The 21964-nt window shown below is 71.7% G+C and carries 20 protein-coding genes; 7 read left to right on the top strand and 13 right to left on the bottom strand.

Going from position 1 to position 21964, the window contains the following annotated elements:
* Positions 1-1156: 1156 nt before the first annotated feature.
* Together Apa02nite_RS45120 and Apa02nite_RS45115 are read right to left on the bottom strand one after the other, a co-directional pair.
* A complete protein-coding gene (locus Apa02nite_RS45120; protein WP_203830622.1) occupies positions 1157-1321 on the bottom strand; it encodes a hypothetical protein in 165 nt (54 codons plus the stop codon).
* Between the two features lie 668 nt (positions 1322-1989).
* Positions 1990-2955: an inositol monophosphatase family protein gene (locus Apa02nite_RS45115; RefSeq protein ID WP_239165016.1), complete on the bottom strand. Its 966-nt coding sequence runs from the start codon at positions 2953-2955 to the stop codon at positions 1990-1992.
* A 97-nt stretch (positions 2956-3052) separates the two neighbouring features.
* Here Apa02nite_RS45115 and Apa02nite_RS45110 point away from each other — a divergent pair, with 97 nt between their 5' ends.
* From Apa02nite_RS45110 to Apa02nite_RS45100, 3 genes are read left to right on the top strand one after another with little or no spacing between them, the layout of a single operon-like run.
* Positions 3053-3883 carry a TetR/AcrR family transcriptional regulator gene (locus tag Apa02nite_RS45110; protein WP_239165015.1) on the top strand — a complete coding sequence of 277 codons (831 nt, stop codon included), beginning with the start codon at positions 3053-3055 and terminating at the stop codon, positions 3881-3883.
* Entirely contained in the window at positions 3880-5661 is a 1782-nt protein-coding gene (locus tag Apa02nite_RS45105) for an AMP-dependent synthetase/ligase (protein WP_203830620.1), read from the top strand. The genes Apa02nite_RS45110 and Apa02nite_RS45105 overlap by 4 nt, the downstream gene beginning before the upstream one ends.
* Before the next feature lie 10 nt (positions 5662-5671).
* The gene (locus Apa02nite_RS45100) at positions 5672-6052 is read left to right on the top strand and encodes a VOC family protein (RefSeq protein WP_067699448.1); all 381 of its coding nucleotides are present in this window, start codon (positions 5672-5674) and stop codon (positions 6050-6052) included.
* A gap of 51 nt (positions 6053-6103) precedes the next feature.
* Here Apa02nite_RS45100 and Apa02nite_RS45095 read toward each other — a convergent pair whose 3' ends face one another.
* From Apa02nite_RS45095 to Apa02nite_RS45080, 4 genes are all read right to left on the bottom strand, one after another.
* Positions 6104-7996, bottom strand: coding sequence for an alpha amylase C-terminal domain-containing protein (locus Apa02nite_RS45095; protein WP_203830619.1), 1893 nt, complete (start codon positions 7994-7996; stop codon positions 6104-6106).
* A gap of 322 nt (positions 7997-8318) precedes the next feature.
* Complete coding sequence (locus Apa02nite_RS45090) at positions 8319-8675, bottom strand: STAS domain-containing protein (protein ID WP_203830618.1); 357 nt, start codon at positions 8673-8675, stop codon at positions 8319-8321.
* Positions 8665-9504: an ATP-binding protein gene (locus Apa02nite_RS52150; RefSeq protein WP_203830617.1), complete on the bottom strand. Its 840-nt coding sequence runs from the start codon at positions 9502-9504 to the stop codon at positions 8665-8667. The genes Apa02nite_RS45090 and Apa02nite_RS52150 overlap by 11 nt, the downstream gene beginning before the upstream one ends.
* Positions 9505-9647: 143 nt before the next feature.
* Positions 9648-12410, bottom strand: a complete 2763-nt coding sequence (locus Apa02nite_RS45080; RefSeq protein ID WP_203830616.1) for a DEAD/DEAH box helicase — start codon at positions 12408-12410, stop codon at positions 9648-9650.
* Between the two features lie 86 nt (positions 12411-12496).
* On the opposite strand from Apa02nite_RS45080, the gene Apa02nite_RS45075 reads away from it, so the two are divergent.
* Positions 12497-13222, top strand: coding sequence for an HAD family hydrolase (locus Apa02nite_RS45075; RefSeq protein WP_239165014.1), 726 nt, complete (start codon positions 12497-12499; stop codon positions 13220-13222).
* A 26-nt stretch (positions 13223-13248) separates the two neighbouring features.
* Here the strand turns inward: Apa02nite_RS45075 and Apa02nite_RS45070 are convergent, their stop codons facing one another.
* From Apa02nite_RS45070 to Apa02nite_RS45040, 7 genes are all read right to left on the bottom strand, one after another.
* The gene (locus Apa02nite_RS45070; RefSeq protein WP_203830615.1) at positions 13249-13443 is read right to left on the bottom strand and encodes a hypothetical protein; all 195 of its coding nucleotides are present in this window, start codon (positions 13441-13443) and stop codon (positions 13249-13251) included.
* A 42-nt stretch (positions 13444-13485) separates the two neighbouring features.
* On the bottom strand, positions 13486-14385 hold the full coding sequence (locus tag Apa02nite_RS45065) for a diacylglycerol/lipid kinase family protein (protein WP_203830614.1): 900 nt from the start codon (positions 14383-14385) through the stop codon (positions 13486-13488).
* Positions 14386-14442: 57 nt separating this feature from the next.
* The gene (tatC, locus tag Apa02nite_RS45060) at positions 14443-15411 is read right to left on the bottom strand and encodes a twin-arginine translocase subunit TatC (protein ID WP_239165013.1); all 969 of its coding nucleotides are present in this window, start codon (positions 15409-15411) and stop codon (positions 14443-14445) included.
* Positions 15412-15420: 9 nt separating this feature from the next.
* Entirely contained in the window at positions 15421-15777 is a 357-nt protein-coding gene (tatA, locus tag Apa02nite_RS45055) for a Sec-independent protein translocase subunit TatA (protein WP_203830613.1), read from the bottom strand.
* A 138-nt stretch (positions 15778-15915) separates the two neighbouring features.
* The gene (locus Apa02nite_RS45050; RefSeq protein WP_067699510.1) at positions 15916-16158 is read right to left on the bottom strand and encodes a hypothetical protein; all 243 of its coding nucleotides are present in this window, start codon (positions 16156-16158) and stop codon (positions 15916-15918) included.
* A gap of 15 nt (positions 16159-16173) precedes the next feature.
* Positions 16174-17163: a helix-turn-helix transcriptional regulator gene (locus Apa02nite_RS45045; protein ID WP_203830612.1), complete on the bottom strand. Its 990-nt coding sequence runs from the start codon at positions 17161-17163 to the stop codon at positions 16174-16176.
* Positions 17160-18155 carry a helix-turn-helix transcriptional regulator gene (locus Apa02nite_RS45040; protein WP_203830611.1) on the bottom strand — a complete coding sequence of 332 codons (996 nt, stop codon included), beginning with the start codon at positions 18153-18155 and terminating at the stop codon, positions 17160-17162. Before Apa02nite_RS45040 ends, Apa02nite_RS45045 begins: the two co-directional genes overlap by 4 nt.
* A gap of 67 nt (positions 18156-18222) precedes the next feature.
* Here Apa02nite_RS45040 and Apa02nite_RS45035 point away from each other — a divergent pair, with 67 nt between their 5' ends.
* The 3 genes from Apa02nite_RS45035 to Apa02nite_RS45025 are packed head-to-tail and all read left to right on the top strand — an operon-like array spanning position 18223 to position 21953.
* On the top strand, positions 18223-19230 hold the full coding sequence (locus Apa02nite_RS45035) for a cation diffusion facilitator family transporter (protein WP_203830610.1): 1008 nt from the start codon (positions 18223-18225) through the stop codon (positions 19228-19230).
* 10 nt (positions 19231-19240) lie between these two features.
* A complete protein-coding gene (locus Apa02nite_RS45030) occupies positions 19241-20326 on the top strand; it encodes a DUF3866 family protein (RefSeq protein WP_203830609.1) in 1086 nt (361 codons plus the stop codon).
* 52 nt (positions 20327-20378) lie between these two features.
* Positions 20379-21953 (top strand): GGDEF domain-containing protein, encoded by a 1575-nt coding sequence (locus Apa02nite_RS45025; protein WP_203830608.1) that lies wholly within the window; start codon positions 20379-20381, stop codon positions 21951-21953.
* The last annotated feature ends 11 nt before the right edge of the window (positions 21954-21964 follow it).

Raw genomic sequence — 21964 nt, 5'->3', positions numbered from 1 at the left:
GACCTTTAGCCCCCAGCGCAGCCCAGGCTCTGGAGCAGCCTTTCCCCGGCGCCGCCGTGCCCCCGCCGTCCTGGCTCCGGCACTGCCCTGAACGCGGCGCACCTTTGATCCCAGCGCAGCGCTGATCCTGGCGCGCGCCCGGCCATCAGCACCCGACCCGCCGCCCGGCCATCAGCGCCCGGACTGCCCACCAGCACGGCACCTGCCCCACCGGCCAGGCGCACGCTGGCCTCATCCATCGCCAGCCCAGCCTTCCGCGGTCGCCGCGCCCCTAGCCCACCGGACGAACCGCGATTTCAATGACAATCGAATACTTGCAGAACCGCATCATGATCGCCATTAAATCGCACTGCCAAATAATGCGTACTCTTGCCGCCCCTAAGACGCGGAACATGATTGCGGAAACCTAGAGAATGGCATGATCGAATACTGACATGACGCATTGACGGTCCGGAAGAATGAACGCATGACACAGCTATCGTTGTTCACCAGGGCCGAAATCACCGAGATGCGCGACCGCACCGCCTCGCGCAACTACTCAGCTGCCAGCGAGAAGTTCCGGCGCGACCACGAGCGACACCGCGAGTGGGGTCTGCAGCGCCGCCACGCCGAGCGCCTGCGCCTCATAGAGCTGTCCCGCGCCGCGCCCGGCCCAGCGGCCACGTCAAGGCCGGCTCCAACTCGACCGCCGTCCCCTCCATCACCGGGCACCACACAGCTTCGGGCTCCCCGACCGGCGGAAGACCGGCCAGTCCCCCGCACCGAGAAACCCCGCGCCCGGCCCCGCTCCCACGGCCGCACCTGCGCGGGCGACCACGACCGCCCGCGCACAAGCGAGCCTGACCCGACGCTGCCGCCCGACGCGATCGGCATGCCGCCCGACGCGATCGGCATGCCGGCAGACACGATCGACGAAGGAAACCACGCCTCCTCTCACCGGCCTGCGCCCACCGACCCGGCCTCGGTTCCGGCTCATCCCAGACCACCACTCAACACATTCCGACCAGCTCGGACCCACCGGCAGCGCCCCGATCCTGGACGCCTCGGCCCGGCAAGCATCTGTCAGGTCCGGTTCCAGCCGAAATGTCGCGGGCCGACCCGGTGCCGCCGTCGCGACCCGGCGCAACAACGGACAGCCAGGCCGCCGCCTTCCCCGTCAGCTCGCCGCCGCCGCCTTCCCCGTCAGCTCGCCGCCGCCTCCCCTCAGCTCGCCGCCGTCGACCGGCCAGTCGAGCAGGTTCTTCAGGCTGCCGGGCCAGGACATGAAAGGCAGGTGGGCGGCACGAGTCCGCCTTTCGGTGACCGACTCTGCCTTTTTCATATTTGCGGATTTGACATTCAGAGGCGTCGCTCGTCACCGGGTTACACAGGAGATAAGGGAAGCAGCTTCACCACTTGTGCGCCGCCGCGAGAATGGTGGGTGGCGAAGATCGCGGGCAGCTGTGGATAAAAGCAAGTCTGCCGCCAGCAACGGGTGTGTTGACGACAGACCTGCGAACGAGCTGCAGCCGCGGGAAGCGGAGACCGGAGGGGTGTCAGGTGGCGGGTGGTTGTCAGGGCCCAGGCGCCGGCGAGGACCGCCACCCCGGCGAGGACCGCTACCAGGATCAGGCCGATCAGGATGAGGAAGGTATGGGAACCGAGGTTGTCGGCGGCGGCAGCCGGGTTGGGGTGGCCCAGGCGGTCGGCCAGCCAACCTCCGGAGGTCAGGGCGGCCAACAGGGCGCCGGTCAGGCGCAGGAAGGGCTGGACAGGAGCATGGCGGACAGCAGCAGGGCCGGCAGGGCCAGAGTGACCAGGAGCAGTTGGATGGCTCTTCGATGCCCAGGTTGAAGCCGAGCAGGCTCAGGGCCAGCCGCAGGCCGTCACCGCGCCGAGCACCAGCACCGTGGCGCCGGCGAGACCGGCCCAGCAACGGCAGGCAAGAGAGGGGGTCACGTGATCACTCCGTTCACCGAAGGAGGTCACGTTAAGTCGCTCAAAAGCCTATTAAACTGGAATATCAGCGCTTTCTCCACGAAGGAGACGCAGCGACTCGTCCAGCAGTTGCGGACTGCTGGCGAACACGAAGGCCCCCGCGCCCGGTCGTTCCTGGCCGTTGAGCCCGCGGTACACCCCGCCCGCCTCCGGGATGATCACCGAGCTGGCCGCGAAGTCCCAGATCTGCCCACTGGTCTGCACCGCCACGTCCAGGTCACCCTGCGCCACCAGCAGCGGCGGGTGCACCGGCCACGGCTGCTCGGCGGCCACCCCGAGCAGCGGCTCGGCCACCTCCCGCCCCCAGTCCAGCGGCACCACCCCGAGCCGGCTCCCGGCCACCCCGTCGCGCGCGGCCGCCACGTGGATCCGCTCCACGTCGACCAGCCGCTCGGCAGCACCAACCCCGCCCCAACCCGCGGGAGGAACGCCCGGCGAGGAGGAATGGGAATCGGCAGAAATCGAAGAAGGGATGAAAGGGGTAAGGGACCCGGCCGCAGCAACGGCGGGAGCGAGGTGGGCAGCGCCAGAGGCGGCAGGGGAGGAAGGGGCTGCGGTGTTGAACAGGGCTCGGGCGCGGAAGGCGCCTCGGCCGCGCTCCGCCCACCAGGCGAGGCCCTGCGCTGGGACCACCTGGACCCCCACCGTGACCTCACCGTCCACCTCGAGGGCGATCAGCACCAGCCAGCGGTTGTCGCCGCGGACGAACAGTGCCGTTCCGTCGATCGGGTCGATGATCCAGCGGCGGCCGTTGCCGCTCGCCGTCTCGCCGTGTTCCTCGCCGAGGATCGCGTCGGCCGGGCGGGCGGCGGTCAGCACGGCACGGATGGTGTCCTCGACGGCACGGTCGGCCATGGTCACCACGCTGCCGTCCTTCTTGCGCTCCTGCGGCAGGTCGGCGATCACCGCGAAGTGGCGGAGCGCCTCGGTCGCGCCGATCAGTGCGGCCCGCTGGGCCAGTTCCAGGTCCGTCTCCACCAGCCCATCCTGCCGGGTCCGGAGCAGGACTTGTCGGGTGACGGCAGAACGGCGTGGGAAGGTTGGAGTAACAACGCGTACTCAGATGGGACCCAGCATGCCGGACCGGATCGCCAGTGGCGTCGTCTTCACGACCCCGCCGTCGCTGCCCCGGGGCCGGCACGAGCTCACCCGCGAGCAGGTCAGCACCGCGCAGCGCGAGAAGATGCTGATCGCCGCGACCGAGCTGCTGGCCGGCGAGGGCTACCGGGGCTTCGGCGTCCGGGAGATCTGCGCGCGGGCGGCGGTGTCACGGGCCGCTTTCTACGAGAGCTTCGCCGACAAGGACGCCTGCGTCTACGCGGCCTACGACCGGTTCATCGAGGTGTTCCTGGCCCGGCTCGCCGCGGACGCCGGGACCGCCCGGGACTGGGCCGGGGTGGTGGGCGGGTTCGTCACGGCCTACCTCGGGACGCTGGAATGGGATCGGGTCGCGGCCCGGGCGTTCCAGGTGGAGATGGACGCCCTCGGGCGGCCGGCGCGGCAGCGCCGTCGCCAAGCCGTCGAGCGTCTCGCCGGATTCATCCGTGACCTGCGGGAACAACAGTTCCCCGGCGACGGTCCGGCCGCACCGCTGAGCGCCTTCGTCGGCGCGATCTACGCCCTCCGCCAGATCGCCTCGGACGCCTTGGACAGTGGAAGCAGCACGACCGGAAGCAGCGACAGCGCGACCGGAAACAGCACGACCGGAAACAGCACGACCGGAAACAGCACGACCCGAAACGGCACGAGCGGAAGCGACGACAGAAACGGCGGCGACCCGCGCGGAAACGACGCCGCGCCCGACGACAGGGCGACCGGAAGCGACCACCAAGACACCACAGACCTACTAGCCCTGGCACCGGAACTGACGATCTGGCTGACCCGGATGGTGGAGGAGCCCAGATGACCGAGACCTGCACCGCGCCGGCCGCCGAGCAGGACCTGCTGAAGCGGCTGCGCGAGCACGAGCCCGCCTCGTTCGGCGCCATGTTCCTGGAGCGGGCCGCCGCGCAGCCGCAAGCCGTCGCCTACCTGCGCCCCGGCCCGGACGGCTGGCAGCCGCAGAGCTGGTCACAGACCGCGCAGACGGTCACCGAGATCGCCGCCGGCCTGATCGATCTCGGACTGCAGCCGGAGGACCGGGTCGCGATCGCCAGCGGCACCCGGGTCGAGTGGATCGAGGCGGACTTCGGCGTGATGTGCGCCGGAGGCGCGACCACCACGGTCTACCCGTCGTCGTCGGCCGAGGAGGTCGCCCACATCCTGACCGATTCCGGCAGCCGGTTCGCGATCGTCGAGAGCGCCGCGCACCTCCCGAAGATCCTCTTCGAGGGCACGCCGGTCGAGCGGGTGGTGCTGATCGACGGCGACGCGGACGATCCGCGGGTGCAGACCCTCGCCGCGCTGCGCGCGCTCGGCCGCACGCTCCTGGAGGGCGATCCGGACCGGGTCACATCGACAACCTCTCGGGTACGACCTGACGACCTGGCCACCCTGATCTACACGTCCGGCACCACCGGCCTGCCCAAGGGTGTCCGGGTCGCCCACTCCGCGTGGATCTACCAGGGCCTGGCGATCGAGGCGATGGGCATCGTGCACCCGGACGACCTGGGTTACCTCTGGCTGCCGCTGTCGCACGCGTTCGGCAAGGCGCTGCTGAGCTGCCAGCTGTCGGTCGGCTTCCCGTTCGCGGTGGACGGTGACGTCAGCAGGATCGTGCAGCGGCTGGGCGAGGTCCGGCCGACCATCATGCCGGCCGTCCCGCGGATCTTCGAGAAGGTGTACGCCGCGGTCAGCGCGTCCACCGGCGTACAAAAACTGCTCTTGAACTGGGCCGTCGGGGTCGCGGACCGCAAGAAATCCGGCCTCCGGTTCCGGGTGGCGGACCGCCTGGTCCTGGCGAAGGTCCGGGCGCGGTTCGGCGGCCGGATGCGCTACTTCATCTCCGGCGCCGCCGCGCTCTCGCCGGACATCGCCCGCTGGTTCGACGCGATCGGCCTGCCGATCGCGGAGGGTTACGGCCTCACCGAGTCGTGTGCGACGACCATCTTCAACCGGCCGGACCGCCCGGAGTACGGCACGGTCGGCATGCCGCTGCCCGGCACCCGGGTGAAGATCGCCGAGGACGGCGAGATCCTGCTCAACGGCCCCGGCATCATGCAGGGCTACCACGGCCTCGACACGAAAGGCGTGCTCAGCGACGGCTGGCTGCACACCGGGGACATCGGCGAGATCACCGAGCGTGGCTCGCTGCGCATCACCGACCGTAAGAAAGACCTGATCAAGACGTCGAACGGCAAGTACGTCGCACCCCAGGCGATCGAGGCCCGGTTCAAGGCGATCTGCCCCCTGGCCGGCCAGTTCGTGGTGCACGGCGAGAAGCGCAAGTTCATCACCGCGCTGATCGACCTGGACCCGGACGAGGCCACGACGTGGGCCGCCGCGCACGGCCTCGCCGACGCGCCCTACGCCGAGATCGCCGGGTCCGCCGCACTCCGCGCGGATCTTCAAACATGTGTCGACCGGTTGAACGAGACGCTCAACTCCTGGGAGACGATCAAGAAGTTCGCCGTGTTGGACCGCAATCTGACCGTCGAGACCGGCGAGTTGACGTCGTCGCTGAAGCTGCGCCGCCGGGTGGTCGAGGAGCAGTACCAGGCCGAATTGGACAGTCTCTACAACTAAGGTCGACGGCATGCATCGAAGCCGGTTGTACGGACTGTTCATGGACACCCCGGAGGGCGAGGCGGCCGCCGCGAGCACCTTCTGGGCCTCGGCGCTCGGTGGCGCCGTCGAGCCGATCCCCGAGGAGCCGGAGTTCACCCGGATCGCCGGGGTGTTCCCGGGCCTGGCGGTGGACGTGCAGGCGGTGCACGACACGGCCCGCTACCACGTCGACATCGAGACCGACGACGTCGACGCGGAGACCGCCCGGCTGCTGAGCCTGGGCGCCGAGCTCTCCACCGACCACGGCGGCCACAAGATCCTGCGGGCGCCGGGCGGGCACCTGCTCTGCGTGGTGCCGGTGCAGAGCTCGGGTGATCTGTTCGCCACCGAGGCGAAGACCTGGCCGTAGCCGGGACGGCGGTGACGCGCGAGACCACCACGGGCTCCCGAGCGACAACGGTCAGTCGACCTTGAAGATCAGCAGACCGTTGGCGGGGATGGTCATGGCGGCCCACGGATCGGCCGTGATCATCCCGGCGTTGCCGGCGACCTGCGGGTTCGGGAAGTGGTCGAAGTAGTCGCTGTTGAAGACCTCCCGCCAGCGGCCCGGGCGCGGGAAGGCGAGCCGGTAGTCATACAGCGTCGACTCGCTGAACGTCAGCACCACCGTCACCTCCTCGCCGCGGAGGAAGCCGCGGCGGAAGGCCAGGACCCGGTTCGCCTCGTCGACGTGCAGGATCTCCAGGCCCTCGGAGCGCAGGGCGGGCAGCGCGCGCCGCAGCCGGATCAGCTCGCGGGTGCAGCGCAGGAAGTCGGCCATGTGCCGGTCCGCGCCGAGCGCGCCGTCCCACCAGATCAGCCGGTCGCTGCGGCCCGGGCTGTCCGACCAGAGCTTGTCCTCGAGGAACTCCTGGCCCATGAAGATCATCGGGAGGCCGGGCGCGGTCAGCAGCAGGCCGGTGGCGACCCGGGAGCGGCTGCGGGCATACCAGGACCGCGGATTCGACCCGTCGGCGAGCCGGGCGATCCGCGGCGCCCGGTGATCGTCCATGTCCAGCACCAGATCGTGGTTCTCCAGGCAGTTGTACGAGCGCCAGGTCTCCCCCTCGACGCGCAGCCCGTCCGCGATCCGCCCGACCCCGGCGCCCCGGTCGGCGACCACGCCGCGCACCGCGTCCCGCAGCCGGTCGGCGTAGTGCACGTCGAAGCCCATCCCGCCGGGCGGCGGCTGCACGGCCAACCGGCGGTACTGCCCCCAGTACTCGGCGATCTGCACGGCCTGCGGTTTGGCCGCCCGCAGCGTCCCGGTCAGCTCCTGGCAGAACCCCCAGCCGCCCATCGCGTCGATCACCGTGACCTCGTCGAAGCGCAGCCCGTCGCCGTGGTACTCGTCGAGGAACATCAGCGCGTTGGCGGTCAGGAACTCGCGCACCGGCGCCCGGTCGAAGGCGAACACCCGCCCACCGGCCCAGTCCCGCGCGGAGAAGTACGCGTTGTTGTCCGGCCCCGGCCCGGCCGGCAGGTCGATGTAGTCCAGGCTCTGCGGGTCGAGGCCGCCACCGGCGTGGTTGTAGACCACGTCGAAGATCACCGCGAGTCCGTAGAGGTGGCAGATGTCGACGAACGCCTTGAGCTGGCTGGCCTGCCCGGCGAGCTGCTCGTGCTTGAGCGGCCCGGCGCCGCGGGCGGCGAGCAGCTCGTTGACCACGTCCAGGTAGGGCGCCAGCGCCTGCGGGTCGACGCAGTAGTCCATCTCCGGGGAGAACAGGTCGGTGCCGTTGTAGCCGAGGCTCCACTCCCCCTGGAACTCGTTGACCGGCAGCGGCTGCACCGCGGTCACCCCGAGGTCGGCGAGGTAGGGCACCCGCTGCACCGCGTCGAGCAGCTTCGCGGTGCGGTGCGCCCGCCGGTCGCGCCCGGACCGGTCACTCGCCGCGAACACGCCGACATGGAACTGGTAGACGATCAGGTCGGCGAAGTCCGGCGGCCGCCAGTCCCGGTCGTGCCACGGGTAGACGCGGTCGTCGACGACGAGGGCGTCGCACTCGGGGTAGCCGTACAACTCCAGCTCACGGGCCTGCGGGTCGCGTTTGAAGCCCTCGCCGCCGGTGCCGAGCACGTAGAAGCGGTATTTCGTGCCGGCCTCCACGCCGGGGAAGAACCCGGTCCAGTCACCGGTCGCCGGATCCTTGACCAGCTCGTCGTCCGGGTCGGGCAGGTAGGTGAAGACGCCGTCGAGCGCCACGTACACCCGCTGCGCGGCCGGCGCCCAGAACCGGAACGCCGCGCCACCGTCCACCAAGGTCGCACCGCGCGGCGTGCCGGCGGTGATGTGCTCCTGCGATGCCGCCATTCCCCCACGCTAGAAGCCGGCCCGCGAAACCTCCGTCAGCTGCCCGACAACCCCATTTTTTCCGGTACGCACGCGGAGCGCCCGACCGCAGGCTACGAGCCGGGTCCCGGGCTGGTCTCGCGCGGGACCGCGGCCGCCCCGGACCGCGGCGCGCGTTCGGGTCCCGGCTGGTGCTCAGGGGTGCTTCACACCCTCTGAGACACCCCTGGAGACCAGCCGGCGGCGGCGAGAAGCGCGGCGGTCCGGGCCACCCGCGACGGTCGCGCGGGACCAGCCCGGGGCACGGCTCGAACGGGCGCTCCGCCGGCGTACCGGAAAGGGGTCAGTCGAGGCGGAAGAGGTCGGTGGCCTGGGTGGCGCGGAGCAGCCAGCGCAGGTGTGGCTGGGGGTTGCGCAGGTGGCAGGTGGCGTTGCGGGCGCCGGCCACGCAGCGGGCCGCCACCAGCATCCGCAGGCCGGCCGCGTCGCAGAAGTCCACCTCGGCCACGTCGATGTGGACCTGGCGGACCGGGGCGGCCAGGCCGAGCACGTCGTAAACCCTGGTCAGATCGTAGAGCTGGGTCTGCAGGGCGGTCACCGACATGGCGTCCAGACTGCCCTGCAACTGGATCATCAACCGGTCGCCCTGGCGGGCGCCGGCGATCCGGGTGCCCGCGAAAGCGGGCGGATCAGGGCTCATGTCGCCCTCCCTCCGAGCGGTCGCGGAGGATCGCCCAGACCAGTTTGCCGCCACGGGCCGGCATCGCGCCCCACGCCGAGGCCGCCGCTCCCACGATCCGCAAGCCGAGACCGCGGTCGGTGAGCGACGGCCCGAGTGGGCCCGGCACCGGGTCGCGGATCTCTGGCAGCGCCGGGTGACCGTCGTAGATCGCGAGGTGCAGGGCCGCCGTGCCGCCGGTGCCTCGCGGCGACACGATCACCTCGATGTCGGTGCCGGCGTGTTCGGCGGCGTTGACCACCAGCTCGGACGCCACCAGCAGGCCGCGCTGGCGCAGGTGGGCGAGGTCCCAGCCCCGGCAGGCGTCGCTGACCAGGGACCGGGCCAGGGCCGCGGCGGCCGGGTCGGGCGGCAGGGCCAGGTGCATCCGGTCGATCAGCGGGCGCCGGTCGGCCAGCGCGGCGTGGGCCTGCTGGACCGACGCGTACGTCACCAGGAAGTCGCGGGCGCCGAGACGCCGCAGCCGGCGGGCGAGCGGGATCGGCGCCGGCAGGCACACCGCGATCGCGATCGGCGGCTGCATGGCGGCGCCCTGCGCGCACAGGGTGAGCCAGAGCGGCACGCTGACCGCGCGCGGGTCGGCGAGCCGGTGCAGGTCGACGATCATGCCGGTCGGGTGTTCGGCCAGGCACTTGTCCAGCACGGTACGGGCCTTCCAGGACAGTTGCCGGTCCCAGTGCCCGTCCAGCGTCACCTCGATGATCGCGGTGTCCGGGTCGATGACGGCCATCACCGACGTGTCGGTCACGGGCTCGGACCACCCGATCAGATGTGGCGAGTCCGCTGCCATGTCACCTTCTTCCGGCAGACGCGCTCCAACGACATCCATCACTGTCGCCCGCTATTCTTGATTTGTCCCAAAGACCCCGTCAACGCAGATTCATCATGCGCGGATGATCCTGGGGCCCGGTCCGGCTCCGGGCCCCCGGATCGTCAGAGGCCGCTGTGGTACGCCAGCACGCCCCGGTTGATCGCGGTGATCGCCTTGCGGGCGGTGTCCTTGACGCTCGGCGACGCCGCGGACGCCTCCCGGATCTGGCCGAGCAGGTCGAGCACCTGGCGCGCCCACCGGACGAAGTCACCGGCCGGCATGTCCGCGTCGTACTGGTGGCCACTGGCCAGGACCTTGGCGAGCGGCTCGCCCCGGGCCCAGCGGACGATCGGCCAGACGAAGCCCGGGTCGGGCTCACGGGTCAGGGTCAGCCCGTGCTCGGCCTCGTCGGCCGCGATCTCGCCCCACAGCTTGGCGCAGGCGTCGACGGCCGCGGCGATCGGGCCCTTCGGCACCGAGGCGCGGTCCTCACCCTCGCGGCGGGACTCGTAGAGCACCATGGACACCGCGGCGGCCAGCTCGTCGGGCTCGAGGCCGTCCCAGGCGCCCTGGCGCAGGCACTCGGCGACCAGCAGGTCGGCCTCGGACCAGATCCGGCCCAGCATCCGGCCGGCCTCGGTGACCTCGCCGTCGGCGGAGAGATAGCCCCGGGCCGCGAGCACCGCGCAGACCTGGTCGAACGTGCGGGCCAGCGAACCGGTCCGCCCGGCCACCTTGTCACGCAGCGCGTCGGTGTCACGCAGCAGGCGGTGCCGGCGCTCGGCCCAGCGGGCGTGGTCCTCCCGCTCCGGGCAGCCGTGGCACGGGTGCTGGCGCATCTGCACCCGCAGCAGCGCGATCTCGGCGTCCTCGCCCGGGGCCGGACGGTTGCGGCCGCCCCTGCGGCGGTCGGTGTGCCGGTCCAGGCCGGTCGCGCTGATCTGGGCGGCCAGGTCGCGGCGGGCGCCCGGGGAGCGGTGGTTGAAGTTCTTCGGCACCCGGAGCCGGGCCAGCACCTCGGCCTCGCCGCCGAACTCGGCCGGGCTGACCCGGCCGGCCCAGCGGTCCTGGGTGAGCACCAGCGGGCGGGGCTCGCCGAACCCGCTGGCGGCCGGCTCGAGCACGACGGCCAGCCCGGCCCGGCGGCCGTTCGGCACCCGGATGACGTCGCCGGCGCGGAGTTTCTCCAGCGAGTCGACGGCGGCCGAGCGGCGTTGCGCCACACCCTGCCGGGCCATCGACTTCTCCCGGTCGGCGATCGCGACCCGGAGCCCGAAATACTCGTCGAAGTCGCCGTGGTGGCAGGCGGCGTCCTCGCCGTACGTCTGCATGGTCTCGACGTTGCGCTGCACCTGCCGCGCCAGGCCGACCACCGAGCGGTCCGCCTGGAACTGGGCGAACGACGACTCGAGCAGCTCGCGGGACTTGTCCGCGCCGACCGTGCCGACCAGGTTGACCGCCATGTTGTAGGACGGGCGGAACGAGGACCGCAGCGGATAGGTGCGCGTGGAGGCCAGCCCGGCCACGTGCCGCGGGTCGACCTCGGGGCTCCAGAGCACCACGGCGTGACCCTCGATGTCGATGCCGCGACGCCCGGCCCGGCCGGTGAGCTGGGTGTACTCCCCAGGGGTCAGGTCGACGTGCGCCTCGCCGTTGAACTTGACCAGGCGCTCCAGCACCACGCAGCGGGCCGGCATGTTGATGCCCAGCGCCAGCGTCTCGGTGGCGAAGACCGCCTTGACCAGGCCGTTGAGGAAGCACTCCTCGACCGCCTCCTTGAAGGCGGGCAGCATGCCGGCGTGGTGCGCGGCGACACCCCGCTCGAGGCCGTCGAGCCACTCCCAATAGCCCAGCACCGACAGGTCCTCGGCCGGGATGCTGGCCACCTTGGCCTGGGCGATCTGCCGGATCGCGGCGCGCTCCTCGTTGTTGGTCAGGCGCATGCCGGCGTTGAGGCACTGCTGGACCGCGGCGTCACAGCCGGCCCGGCTGAAGATGAACAGGATGGCCGGCAGCAACCCGGCCTTGTCCAGCCGGTCGACCACCTCGTGGCGCGGCGGCGGCTGCCAGCGGCGGCCCCGGTTGCCGCCGCCCTTCCACCCGGTGTTGGCGCGCTCGCCGAGCTCCATCCGGCGTTCCATCTCGCGGGTGTAGCGCAGCAGCTCCGGGTGCACGTCGTGTTTCTTCGCCGCGTCGGCGTCGTGGAACAGGTCGAACATCCGCCGGCCGACGAGCATGTGCTGCCAGAGCGGGACCGGCCGGTGCTCGCTGACCACCACCTCGGTCTCGCCGCGGACGGTGACCAGCCAGTCGGCGAACTCCTCGTAGTTGCTCACCGTGGCGGAGAGCGACACCAGGGTGACCGAGGACGGCAGGTGGATGATCACCTCTTCCCAGACCGCGCCGCGGAACCGGTCGGCGAGGTAGTGCACCTCGTCCATCACCACATACGCCAGATTCTTCAGCGCCGACGAGCCCGAGTAGAGCATGTTGCGCAGCACCTCGGTGGTCATCACCACCACCGGGGCGTCACCGTTGATCGCGTTGTCGCCGGTGAGCAGGCCGACCTTGTCGGCGCCGTAGCGGTCGACCAGGTCGTGGTATTTCTGGTTGGAGAGCGCTTTGATCGGCGTGGTGTAGAAGCACTTGCGCTGCCCCGAGGCGAGCGCCAGGTGCACCGCGAACTCGCCGACGACCGTCTTGCCGGCGCCGGTCGGCGCGCAGACCAGCACGCCGTTGCCGCGCTCGAGCACCTCACAGGCCGCCCGCTGGAAGTCGTCGAGGTCGAAGCCGACATCGAGCATGAAGTCGGTGAGCTCCGGGAATTCGGCGACTCGCGCCGCCCGCCGCTTGGATTCCGCATACCGTTCGGCGGGACTAGTCATGAACACCAGGTTAGTTCGCCCGTATGACAAAGTGCAGCACGGTGGTGGCCGTCGGGCGGAGATCCGGGCATCGGTAAGGTGCACGAGTGCCGCATGCCACCGAACCTCCCCAGTCCGCGCGGCTCGTGGAGGCCGTGCTGTTCGACTTCCACGGCACTCTCGCCCAGGTGGAAGACGCGGTGACCTGGGTCGTCGCGGCTGCCGCGGCCTGTGGCGCGCAGCTCGAACGAGCGAAGGCCACCATCCTGGCCGACCGTCTGGTGACCGCCGGGCGCGCCGGTGGGCCGCTGCCCTATCGGGTCCCGCCGCACCTGGCCGAGCACTGGGCCGATCGTGATCTCTACGAGCACAGCCACCGGGCCGCGTACACCGGGCTGGCCTCGACCGTGCAGACCGACGTCGTGGGCCTCGCCGAGGCGCTCTACGCCCGGCTGCTGGTCGCCGACGGCTGGTTGCCGTATGCGGACACCGAGCCCACACTGCGCACGCTGCACGGCGCCGGGATCAAGGTGGCGGTGGTCAGCAACGTCGGGTTCGACATCCGGCCGCACTTCGCGCACTGGGGCCTGGACTCGCTGGTCGACACGTTCGTGCTGAGCTATGAGGTGGGCCGGACGAAACCGGACCCGGCGATCTTCCTGCGCGCCTGCGGTCTGCTCGGCGCTGATCCGGACCGGACACTGATGGTGGGCGATTCGGCGGCGGACGCCGGTGCGGTCCAGGCCGGCTGCGCCACCCTCGTGCTGCCGGCCGCGGAGCCGGGCCGCAGCAACGGGCTGGGCGCGTCGCTCGCGCTCGCCGGTTGTGTCTAGCCGTCAGAGGTAGTTGTGTCCCGTCGTCAGAGGTAGCGGTCGAGGACGGTGCCGCGGCGGCCCTTGCCGCCCGTCACCGGGGTGGCCGCGTCGGTGCCGGACTCCGCGTTGGTCGCCGCGGTGGCCATCGCCTTGAGCGCCTCGCGGGCGCTGCCGAGCACCGAGTTCGCCATGGCCGACATCGAGGAGTTGCCGCTGCGGGCGATCGTGTTCGTCGTCATGCCCTCAGATTCGGGTCGTCCCCGGGGAACCTGACCCCGACGTCAACAGAGCAACCGGATCGCACCCGGGACAACTTTCATGTCCAGCGGCAGCGGGCCGAGCCGTTCGCCGTCCGCGTACCCGATGATCCCCTCGGCCGCGACCCGCACGTGCCGGCCGCGCAGCAGGTGGACCCGTGGATCGGTGACGTGGGTGCCGCCGCGCAGGCGGGGTTTGAGCCGGGTCAGCCCGGTGCGCCCGAGCGGGCTCGCCCAGATCACGTCGAGCAGCCCGTCGGCCGGGTCGGCGTCCGGCAGGATCCGCATCCCGCCGCCGTAGCTGGCCGCGTTACCGACCGCGACGATCTCGGCCCGCACGGTCCGCACCTCGCCGTCGACCTCGAGGGTGTAGGTGCGGGCCCGCAGCCGGGCGAGCTCGAGGAGGATCGCCAGGTCGTAGCGGCGCGGGCCGCGGGGCCAGACCATCCGGTTGGCGCGGTCGTTGACCAGGGCGTCGAAGCCGGCCGCCAGGACCGCGCAGAACCAGCGTTCGCGTCCGGCGGCGTCGGCGGTCCGGACCGCGTCGATCCGGTGGTCCCGGTCCGCGACCAGGGCCGCGGCGATCCCCTCCGCAGATTGCAGCGGATCATTTGGTACGCCCACAGCGCTCGCGAAGTCGTTCCCGGTCCCGCCCGGCACCACCCCGAACCCGACCGCCCGTCCCGCGACGGCCTGCAGCACCCGGTGCACGGTGCCGTCCCCGCCGACCGCGACCAGCGCCACCGCCCCGCCGTCCACGGCCCGGTGGCAGGCCTGCTCGGCAGCGGTCCCGCTGTCCGCCTCGAGGAGCCGCACCGGATGCCCGGCCGCCCCGAGCGCCTGCACCACCCCGGGAAGCACACCGCGGTGCCGGCCGCGCCCCGCATGGGGGTTGGCCAGCACCGCGATGAACTTGCTACTCACAGCCGAGAAGGTAACAGCCGGCGGCGTTTTCTTGCGAAGCGAAGCGGAGCCAGCTGGCTAGGTCATGTCGTCGAAGCGGCGCTCCAGCGAGGCAGGGCGTTCCACCGGGGTGGGACCCTCGACCGGCGTGGGCGTCTCGATCGGGTCGGAGGCGCCGACCGGGACACGCTCCTCCTCGAGGGTGGAGATCGCGTCGTCGTCGAGGCCCGCGTAGATCTCCTTACCGACACCCTTGCGCTTGTCGTTCAGGAACGCGACGCCGACCGCGATGAAGTAGAGGAACACCATGCAACCGGCCAGCAGCGTCATACCGAACGGGCCCGGGTCGGGGGTCGCGATCGCGGCGAACGCGAACGACAAGAAGACCACCGCGCGCCACCAGCTGAGCAGGCGCTTGGCCGACACCACGCCGGTGAAGTTCAGCATCAGCAGGACCAGCGGGAACTCGAACGCCACACCGAACAGCAGGATCATCGTGGTGACGAACCCGATGTACGCGGTGACCTCGAGCTGCTGAGAATCCTGCAGCACGCCGGACTTCATGATGAATTCCAGGCTGTGCTGGACCACGAAGTAGGCCAGCACAGCGCCGCCGGCGAACAGGGGGGCGGCGATGCCGACGAAGACGTAGGCCCACTTGCGCTCGTGCCGGTGCAGACCCGGCGCGATGAACGCCCAGAGCTGATAGAGCCAGACCGGGGCGCCACAGATCAGACCGACCCAGAGTGCGATCTTCAGTCGGATGATCAGACCGTCAGTGGCAGCGAGCGTCAGGAACTTGCACTCGCGGACGCCCTCGGTGTTGAGCACGTAGGAGCTGTCGAGCGCACAGTACGGCCCGCTGAGCAGATGGAAAACATGATCGGAGACGAGGAAGCCGACGATCAGGCCGAGCACCACCGCGATCGAGGCGATGAAGAGCCGGTTGCGCAGCTCCCGGACGTGCTCGATGAGCGTCATCGAGCCGTCGGAAGCCTGCTCGAACTTGCTCGGCCCCTTGTTACGGCGCAGGCTCAGAGAAGCCATCGCCCGGGGTCAGCGGTCGTTGGTGCGCTGCACCGGGTCGACGTAGGGCTGTGCCGGCGGCGGCTGCGGCGGCTGGTAACCCTGCGGCGCCGGCGGGGGCTGCTGCTGGTACCCCGGCTGCTGGTACCCCGGCTGGTAACCGGGCTGCTGCACATCACCCTGGATCGGCTGGCGCGAATACTGCGCGTCGGCCTTCTCCGCCAGGTTGTCGGTGCTGCCGTCATCAACGAGACCCTTGGTCTCCGCCTTGATGATCCGCAGCGAGCGCCCGAGGGAACGCGCCGCATCCGGCAGCCGCTTCGCGCCGAACAGCAGCACAAGCACGACGACGAGAATGATGATGTGCCATGGCTTGAGGGCGCCCATGGGATTGACTCCAAGTCGGTCGGATCAGGTTGCGGGGTCCATCGTACGTGTCAATTCCGGCGATCCGGCATGCCGGAACCTGCGAGATTCTTACGGATCCGCTTTGCGGCCCGGACAACGGGGCGCTAACGACGCACTTCACTTGCCGCGGTTGGCCTTGATCTGTTCGAGGTGGTCCTGTGCCTGCTCAGCGCGCTGCTGCAGGCCGAGCACGGTCTGCTGCAGTTTCTCCGCGCCGGACTGCACGCGCAGCGCCTCCTCCTGACGCAGCTGCAACCGGCGAGCCGCCCGGTTCAGCCCGGACAGCCGGCCGAGCAGCCGCAGACCGGCGAGGACGAGCACGAGCACAGCGATGACCACGACGGCGATCCAGACCCACATCAGCACCGCGTCACCCTATCGGCCGGTGGCCGGGTCCGCTTCGAGGGCATGCGGCGCGGCGTACTGGCCGAGGGCCGCGTGTGCCGCCGCGCGGATCTGTTCGACCAGCTCGGGCGGGCCGGTGACGGTCACGTCGCGGCCCAGGCCGACCAGGAACCGCTGCGCCCAGCCCAGGTCGGTGACCCGCATGGTGACCAGCCACTCGCCGGGCTCCTCGACCACGTCCTCGACCGGGTAGTACTCGGTGATCCACCGGCCGCCGCGGCTGACCCGCAGGGTGACCAGGGGAAGCTCCGGTCCGGGCCGGAAGACGCCGTCGCTCATGTCGTGCGGCACCGCCCCGACCGGCGGCCGGGACGGCTCGTCGAGCACGGTGAACGCGTCGATCCGGTCGATCCGGAACATCCGGGTCGCCTCGGCCCGCCGGCACCACGCCTCCAGGTACGCGAACGTGCCCACGGTCAGCATCCGCATCGGGTCGACCACCCGCTCGGTGGTCTCGTCCCGGGCGGCCGTGTAATACGTCAGCCGCAGCGCGTTGCCGGAGTCGACCGCCGCCCGGACCGCGGTGAGCCGCTCCTGGTTGGCCGGCAGCTTGACCGCCACCGGGGCGCCGGCCAGGTCACCGGCGGCGCTCTCGATCTTGGCGAGGGCCCGCTCGATGGCGTCCCGGGAGCCGATCCCGGGGGTCTCGGCGAGCATCCGCAGCGCCACCACCAGGGCGAGCGCCTCGTCCGGGTTGAGACGCAGCGGCTTGTCGATGCCGGCGTCGTGGCTGATCGTCACGGTGTCGCCGTCGAACGCCATGTCGATCAGGTCGCCGGGGCCGTACCCGGGCAGCCCGCACACCCAGAGCAGCTCCAGGTCCTCGCGGAGCTGGCGCTCGGTGACGGCCAGGTCGGCGGCCGCCTCGGCGACCCGGATACCGGGCCGGGCCAGCAGGTAGGGCACCAGGTTGAGCAGCCGGCCGAGCCGGTCCGCCGACGGAGTGCGCAGGGTGCTCATCGCGTCACCTCCGCGACGCTGCGGTCGTGCCGGGACGCCAGCTCCTTGAGCTGCTGGATCACGGCGTCGCGCAGCTCCGGCGGGCTGTCCGCGCGGGCGTCCGGGCCGTACCCGGCGATGCGAGCGGCGAGCCACTCCGGATCGCCGTACGAAATGGTCAAGATGTCGCCCTCCGGAGCGGTGACCACGGCGCTGGCCAGCCGGCGCAGGCCGGCGGCCCGGCCCTGGCGGACGGTGACCGTGGCGCGGCCGTTGCGGGCGATCGGCCCGGAGCTGCGGGCCACGTGCTTGATCAGGTCGAGGTCGGCGGGCGGGGTGAACGCCTCCGGGCGGCCGACCGCGCGGACGTCACCGACGATCCGGGACAGCCGGAAGCAGCGCGCCGCGTTGCGGTCCTTGTCGTGGCCGACCACATACCACCGGCCGCGCCAGCAGACCACGCCCCACGGTTCCAGCCGGCGGGCGCTGGGCTCGTCGACCTCGGGGACGCGGTACTTGAAGCTGACCGCGCGGCGGTCCCGGGCAGCCGTGGTCAGCGGGCCGAACGACGGGTCGACGGTGACCACCGGCTCCACCCCGAGGGTGGCCTGCGGATCCACCTCGACACCGGCGGCGCGCAGCTTGGCCAGCCCGGACGACGCGGCGGCGGCCAGACCGGCGTGCTGCCAGAGCCGCGCGGCGATGCCGACCGCGGCGGCCTCGTCCGGTTCGAGCAGGATGTCGGGCAGCGCGTACTCGCGCTGCGCGATCCGGTACCCCGGCTCCTGGTCGAAGATGCTCGCGGTGCCGGTCTCCAGGGGCACGCCGAGCTCACGCAGCTCGGCCTTGTCCCGTTCGAACTTGCGTTGGAAGGCTTCGTGGTCCCGGGGGTCCGACGGGTCGTGCTCGTAACCGGGCACGGTCGCAGCGATCTGCGCGGCGGTCAGGAACCGCCGCGTGGACAGGAGGCAGATCACCAGGTTCACCAGGCGCTCGGTACGAGTGCGCGACACGACAGGAAACCTAGCAGCCCGCACCCGCCGACTGTTATTCGTGACCGGTGCGGGGAACGATGCCGTCGTGACGATCGCACCCGAACCCGAGACCGCACCCACCGGCCTGCCCGACACCGGGCCGCCCGCCGAGACCGAGAGTGTCGGCACCGTGGTCCTGGCCGGTGCGGCGAACCTGGTGATCGCGGTCGCCAAGCTGGTGGCGGGCATGCTCTCCGGGTCCGCGGCGATGCTCTCCGAGGCCGCCCACTCGTTCGCCGACACGGTCACCGAGGTGTTCCTCTACGTGGCGTTGCGCCGGGGAGGAAAACCGGCGGACGAGGAACACCCGTTCGGGTACGGCAAGGAGAGCTACGTCTGGGCGTTCATCGCCGCCCTGTTCACCTTCGTCGGCGGCGCCGGCTTCTCCGTCTACCACGGCGTGGCCACCATCGTCAGCGGCGAGCACAGCGGCCACTACCTGATCGCCTACGCCGTGCTGGCGGTCTCGTTCCTGGCCGAGGGCACCTCGTTCCTGAAGGCCCGCCGCCAGGTCCGCGACGAGTCCCGCCGGTGGAAGGTCAGCTCGGCCCGCTTCCTGCGCCTCACCCCGGACACCACGGTCAAGGCGGTGTACTTCGAGGACGCGGCCGCCCTGATCGGCCTGCTCGTCGCGGCGGCCGGGCTGGGCCTGGCCCAGCTGACCGGCTCGGAGGTCTGGGACGGGCTGGCCTCGATCGTGATCGGCCTGCTGCTGCTGGTGGTCGCGTTCGTGCTGGCCCGCAGCAACGTGTCGCTGCTGGTCGGCCGCGCGGTGCCCCGCAAGATCCACAACCAGATCGCCGCCGACCTGCGGTCGATCCCGGTGGTCACCGCGGTGCCGACGCTGCTGACCATGCAGATCGGGCCGGGCGACATCCTGGTCGCCGCCAAGGTCGACTTCGACGACAACGCGCCGGGGCGCGAGATCGAGGCCGCGTCGGACGAGGCCGAGCGCCGGCTGCGGGAGCGGTTCCCGGAGATCCGGTACGTCTTCCTCGACCCGACCCGCGGCGTGCCGGGACGCGACCACGTCGACGGTGGCCTGGACCGATAGGGTCGCCTGCATGGTGCGGTGGCGGTCGGGGACGGTTCTGTCGGTACGGCGCAGCTGGCGCGGAGCCATCGAACTCGACGTCGAGACCGGTGACGGGCTGCTGCGCGCGCTCGCCTACCCGGCGCTGGTCGGTGACCCGGCGCCCGGCGACCGGGTGCTGCTCAACGTCGGCGCGCTGGTGATGGGCCTGGGCACCGGCGGGTACGCCCTGGTGGTCGCCCTGCCGGACCGGCTGCCCCCGGACCCGGCCGACGACGGCGCCACCCGCGACGCCGGTCACCTGGTCAAGGCCCGGTACACCCCGCTGCAGCCGATCCTGCTCGGTGTCGACGAGGAAGCCTCGGTTTTCAGAGAAGTCATGGAAACCGCCGAGTCCCTGGACGGCATGCCGGTGGTCACCGCGGACCTGCACTCGGCGCTGCCGGCGATCCTGGCCGGGGTGCACGCCGACCGGCCGTCGGCCCGGGTGGCGTACGTGATGACCGACGGCGGGGCGCTGCCGGCCTGGTTCTCCCGCACGCTGGACGGGCTGGCCGGGCGGCTGGCCGGGACGGTCACCACCGGGCAGGCGTTCGGCGGGGACCTGGAGGCGAGCACGGTGCACGTCGGGCTGCTCGCCGCGCGGCACGTGCTCGGCGCGGACGTCACGATCGTGGCGCAGGGGCCGGGCAATCTGGGCACCGGCACCACCTGGGGGTTCTCCGGGGTGGCGCTGGGCGAGGCGGTCAACGCGATCGGGGTGCTCGGCGGGCGCCCGGTCGGCTCGCTGCGGATCTCCGACGGCGACGGGCGGGCGCGGCACCGCGGCGTGTCGCACCACAGCCTCACCGCGTACGGGAAAGTCGCCCTGACCCGGGCGGACCTGCCGGTGCCGGAGGGTCTCGAAGCGGCCCTGGCCGCCGAGGTCGACGCGGCGCTGGTGCCGCTCGCCGCGCGCCACCACCTGGTCCGCGTCCCGGTGGACGGCCTGGACGCGGCGCTGCGGGCCAGCCCGGTGCCGCTCTCCACGATGGGCCGCAAGCTGGACGAGGACCACGGCTACTTCCTGGCCGCCGCGGCCGCCGGCCGGCACGCCGCGGCCCTGCTCGACCGGTAGCTCCCGGGCCGGAACCGCACAGACATTCCGGGCCGGCGCCGATAGGACCGGTATGGCGGATCTCGACGCGATGGCCCTCGTCCTCGACGAGTACGAGGACGCGCTCACCTTCGACGTCGACGCGGCCGGACGGCAGGCGGCCGCGATCGAGGACGCGGCCGGGGCGACCGAGCTGGGCTGGCGCGCCCGGCTGCTGCGGGCCGACGTGATCGAACGGCGCGGCGAGCTGGCCGTGGCCGCCCGGACGCTCTCCGAGATCCTGGACTGGGCGACCCTGCACGAGTGCCGCCGGGTGGTGGCGCGCACCCACCGGATCCTGGCCCGGCTCTACCGCGCGATGGGTGACCTGGCCGCGAACCTCGACCACATGCTGCAGTGCGTGACCGCGCTCGACGACACCACGCCGGTGTCCGGGCGGATCGCCTGCGTGATCAAGCTGGCCGACGCGTACGCCGAGACCGGCTCGATGCCGGCCGCCCGGGAACGCTACGAGCAGGCGGTCGCGCTGGCGCAGGCAAACGGCTCGACCCGCCGGCTGCTGATGGCGCTGAACAACTACGCGTACGCCGAGTACGACCGCGGCGAGCCGGAACTGTCCCGGGCCGTGCTGGCCCGGCTGCGCAGCGCCGGCGGCACACTGGACTTCTCCGCCCTGGACACGGTGGCCCGGGTGGAGTCGCTGCTGGGCGAGCACCACGCGGCCGAGACGGCGGCCCGGGAGGCGCTGCGGGCGTACGACACCGACAGCGCGGACGAGGCGGACGCCCTCGCCGACCTGCTGCTCACGCTGGCGTTCGTGCAGCGCCGGGCCGGTGACCGGACGGCCGCGCAGGGATCGCTGGACAAGGTCCGGGAGCTGTGCGCGGAGCGGAGCCTGGTCCTGGTCGGGGTGCAGGCCCGGCTCGAGCAGGCCGAGCTGTACGCCGACGGCGCGGACTTCGAGCGGGCCTACCACGCGCTGCGCGACTTCCAGGACGCGCAGGAGCGGCTGCGGTCGGCGCAGCGGGACGCGCAGGCCCGCAACCGGCAGGCGCTGTTCGAGGTGGCCGAGGCGCGGCGGCAGGCCGAGTGGTTCCGGGAACAGGCGTACCGGGATCCGCTGACCGGGCTGCGCAACCGCCGTTACGTGGACGAGCACCTGCCACCGCTGCTGCGCCGGGCCGCCGCGGAGGGCTCCCCGGTGACCGTGGCGATGCTCGACCTGGACCACTTCAAACGGATCAACGACACGCTGTCGCACGAGGCCGGGGACCGGGTGCTGGTCGCGGTGGCCGGTCTGCTGGCGGGTTTCCATCCCGGGGTACGGGACGCGGCCGGCTTCGCGGCGCGCCTCGGTGGCGAGGAGTTCCTGCTGGTGGTGACCGGGGTGGGGGTGGCCGAGGCGGCGTTCCGGCTGGACGAGCTGCGGCAGGCGGTCGGCGGGCACCCGTGGCGGCCGGTCACCGGGGAGCTGCCGGTGACGGTCAGCGTGGGTGTCTCGGCGACGGTCACCGAGATCACCCAGGTGGCCCTGCTGGCCCGCGCCGACGCGGCCCTCTACCAGGCCAAGCACGACGGCCGGGACCGGCTGTGCCTGGACCCGGACGTCTCGGTCCCGCAGCGCCGCCGGGTCCGTGACCTGATCTAGGCCGAGCCGCC

It is taken from the genome of Actinoplanes palleronii (assembly GCF_016862315.1).
Taxonomy (GTDB): domain Bacteria; phylum Actinomycetota; class Actinomycetes; order Mycobacteriales; family Micromonosporaceae; genus Actinoplanes; species Actinoplanes palleronii.
The sequence above is the reverse complement of the archived record's forward strand: the minus strand, read 5'-3'. Positions and strand labels throughout refer to the sequence as shown.

What these genes read in the sequence shown, in the direction of transcription:
- Apa02nite_RS45090 (WP_203830618.1), bottom strand. Translation starts at nt 8,675, where the DNA reads ATGAGCCCTGATCCGCCCGCTTTCGCGGGCACCCGGATCGCCGGCGCC.
- Apa02nite_RS52150 (WP_203830617.1), bottom strand. Translation starts at nt 9,504, where the DNA reads ATGGCAGCGGACTCGCCACATCTGATCGGGTGGTCCGAGCCCGTGACC.
- Apa02nite_RS45070 (WP_203830615.1), bottom strand. Translation starts at nt 13,443, where the DNA reads ATGACGACGAACACGATCGCCCGCAGCGGCAACTCCTCGATGTCGGCC.
- Apa02nite_RS45120 (WP_203830622.1), bottom strand. Translation starts at nt 1,321, where the DNA reads ATGAAAAAGGCAGAGTCGGTCACCGAAAGGCGGACTCGTGCCGCCCAC.
- tatC (WP_239165013.1), bottom strand. Translation starts at nt 15,411, where the DNA reads ATGGCTTCTCTGAGCCTGCGCCGTAACAAGGGGCCGAGCAAGTTCGAG.
- Apa02nite_RS45080 (WP_203830616.1), bottom strand. Translation starts at nt 12,410, where the DNA reads ATGACTAGTCCCGCCGAACGGTATGCGGAATCCAAGCGGCGGGCGGCG.
- Apa02nite_RS45050 (WP_067699510.1), bottom strand. Translation starts at nt 16,158, where the DNA reads ATGTGGGTCTGGATCGCCGTCGTGGTCATCGCTGTGCTCGTGCTCGTC.
- Apa02nite_RS45105 (WP_203830620.1), top strand. Translation starts at nt 3,880, where the DNA reads ATGACCGAGACCTGCACCGCGCCGGCCGCCGAGCAGGACCTGCTGAAG.
- Apa02nite_RS45110 (WP_239165015.1), top strand. Translation starts at nt 3,053, where the DNA reads ATGCCGGACCGGATCGCCAGTGGCGTCGTCTTCACGACCCCGCCGTCG.
- tatA (WP_203830613.1), bottom strand. Translation starts at nt 15,777, where the DNA reads ATGGGCGCCCTCAAGCCATGGCACATCATCATTCTCGTCGTCGTGCTT.
- Apa02nite_RS45025 (WP_203830608.1), top strand. Translation starts at nt 20,379, where the DNA reads ATGGCGGATCTCGACGCGATGGCCCTCGTCCTCGACGAGTACGAGGAC.
- Apa02nite_RS45045 (WP_203830612.1), bottom strand. Translation starts at nt 17,163, where the DNA reads ATGAGCACCCTGCGCACTCCGTCGGCGGACCGGCTCGGCCGGCTGCTC.
- Apa02nite_RS45030 (WP_203830609.1), top strand. Translation starts at nt 19,241, where the DNA reads ATGGTGCGGTGGCGGTCGGGGACGGTTCTGTCGGTACGGCGCAGCTGG.
- Apa02nite_RS45095 (WP_203830619.1), bottom strand. Translation starts at nt 7,996, where the DNA reads ATGGCGGCATCGCAGGAGCACATCACCGCCGGCACGCCGCGCGGTGCG.
- Apa02nite_RS45100 (WP_067699448.1), top strand. Translation starts at nt 5,672, where the DNA reads ATGCATCGAAGCCGGTTGTACGGACTGTTCATGGACACCCCGGAGGGC.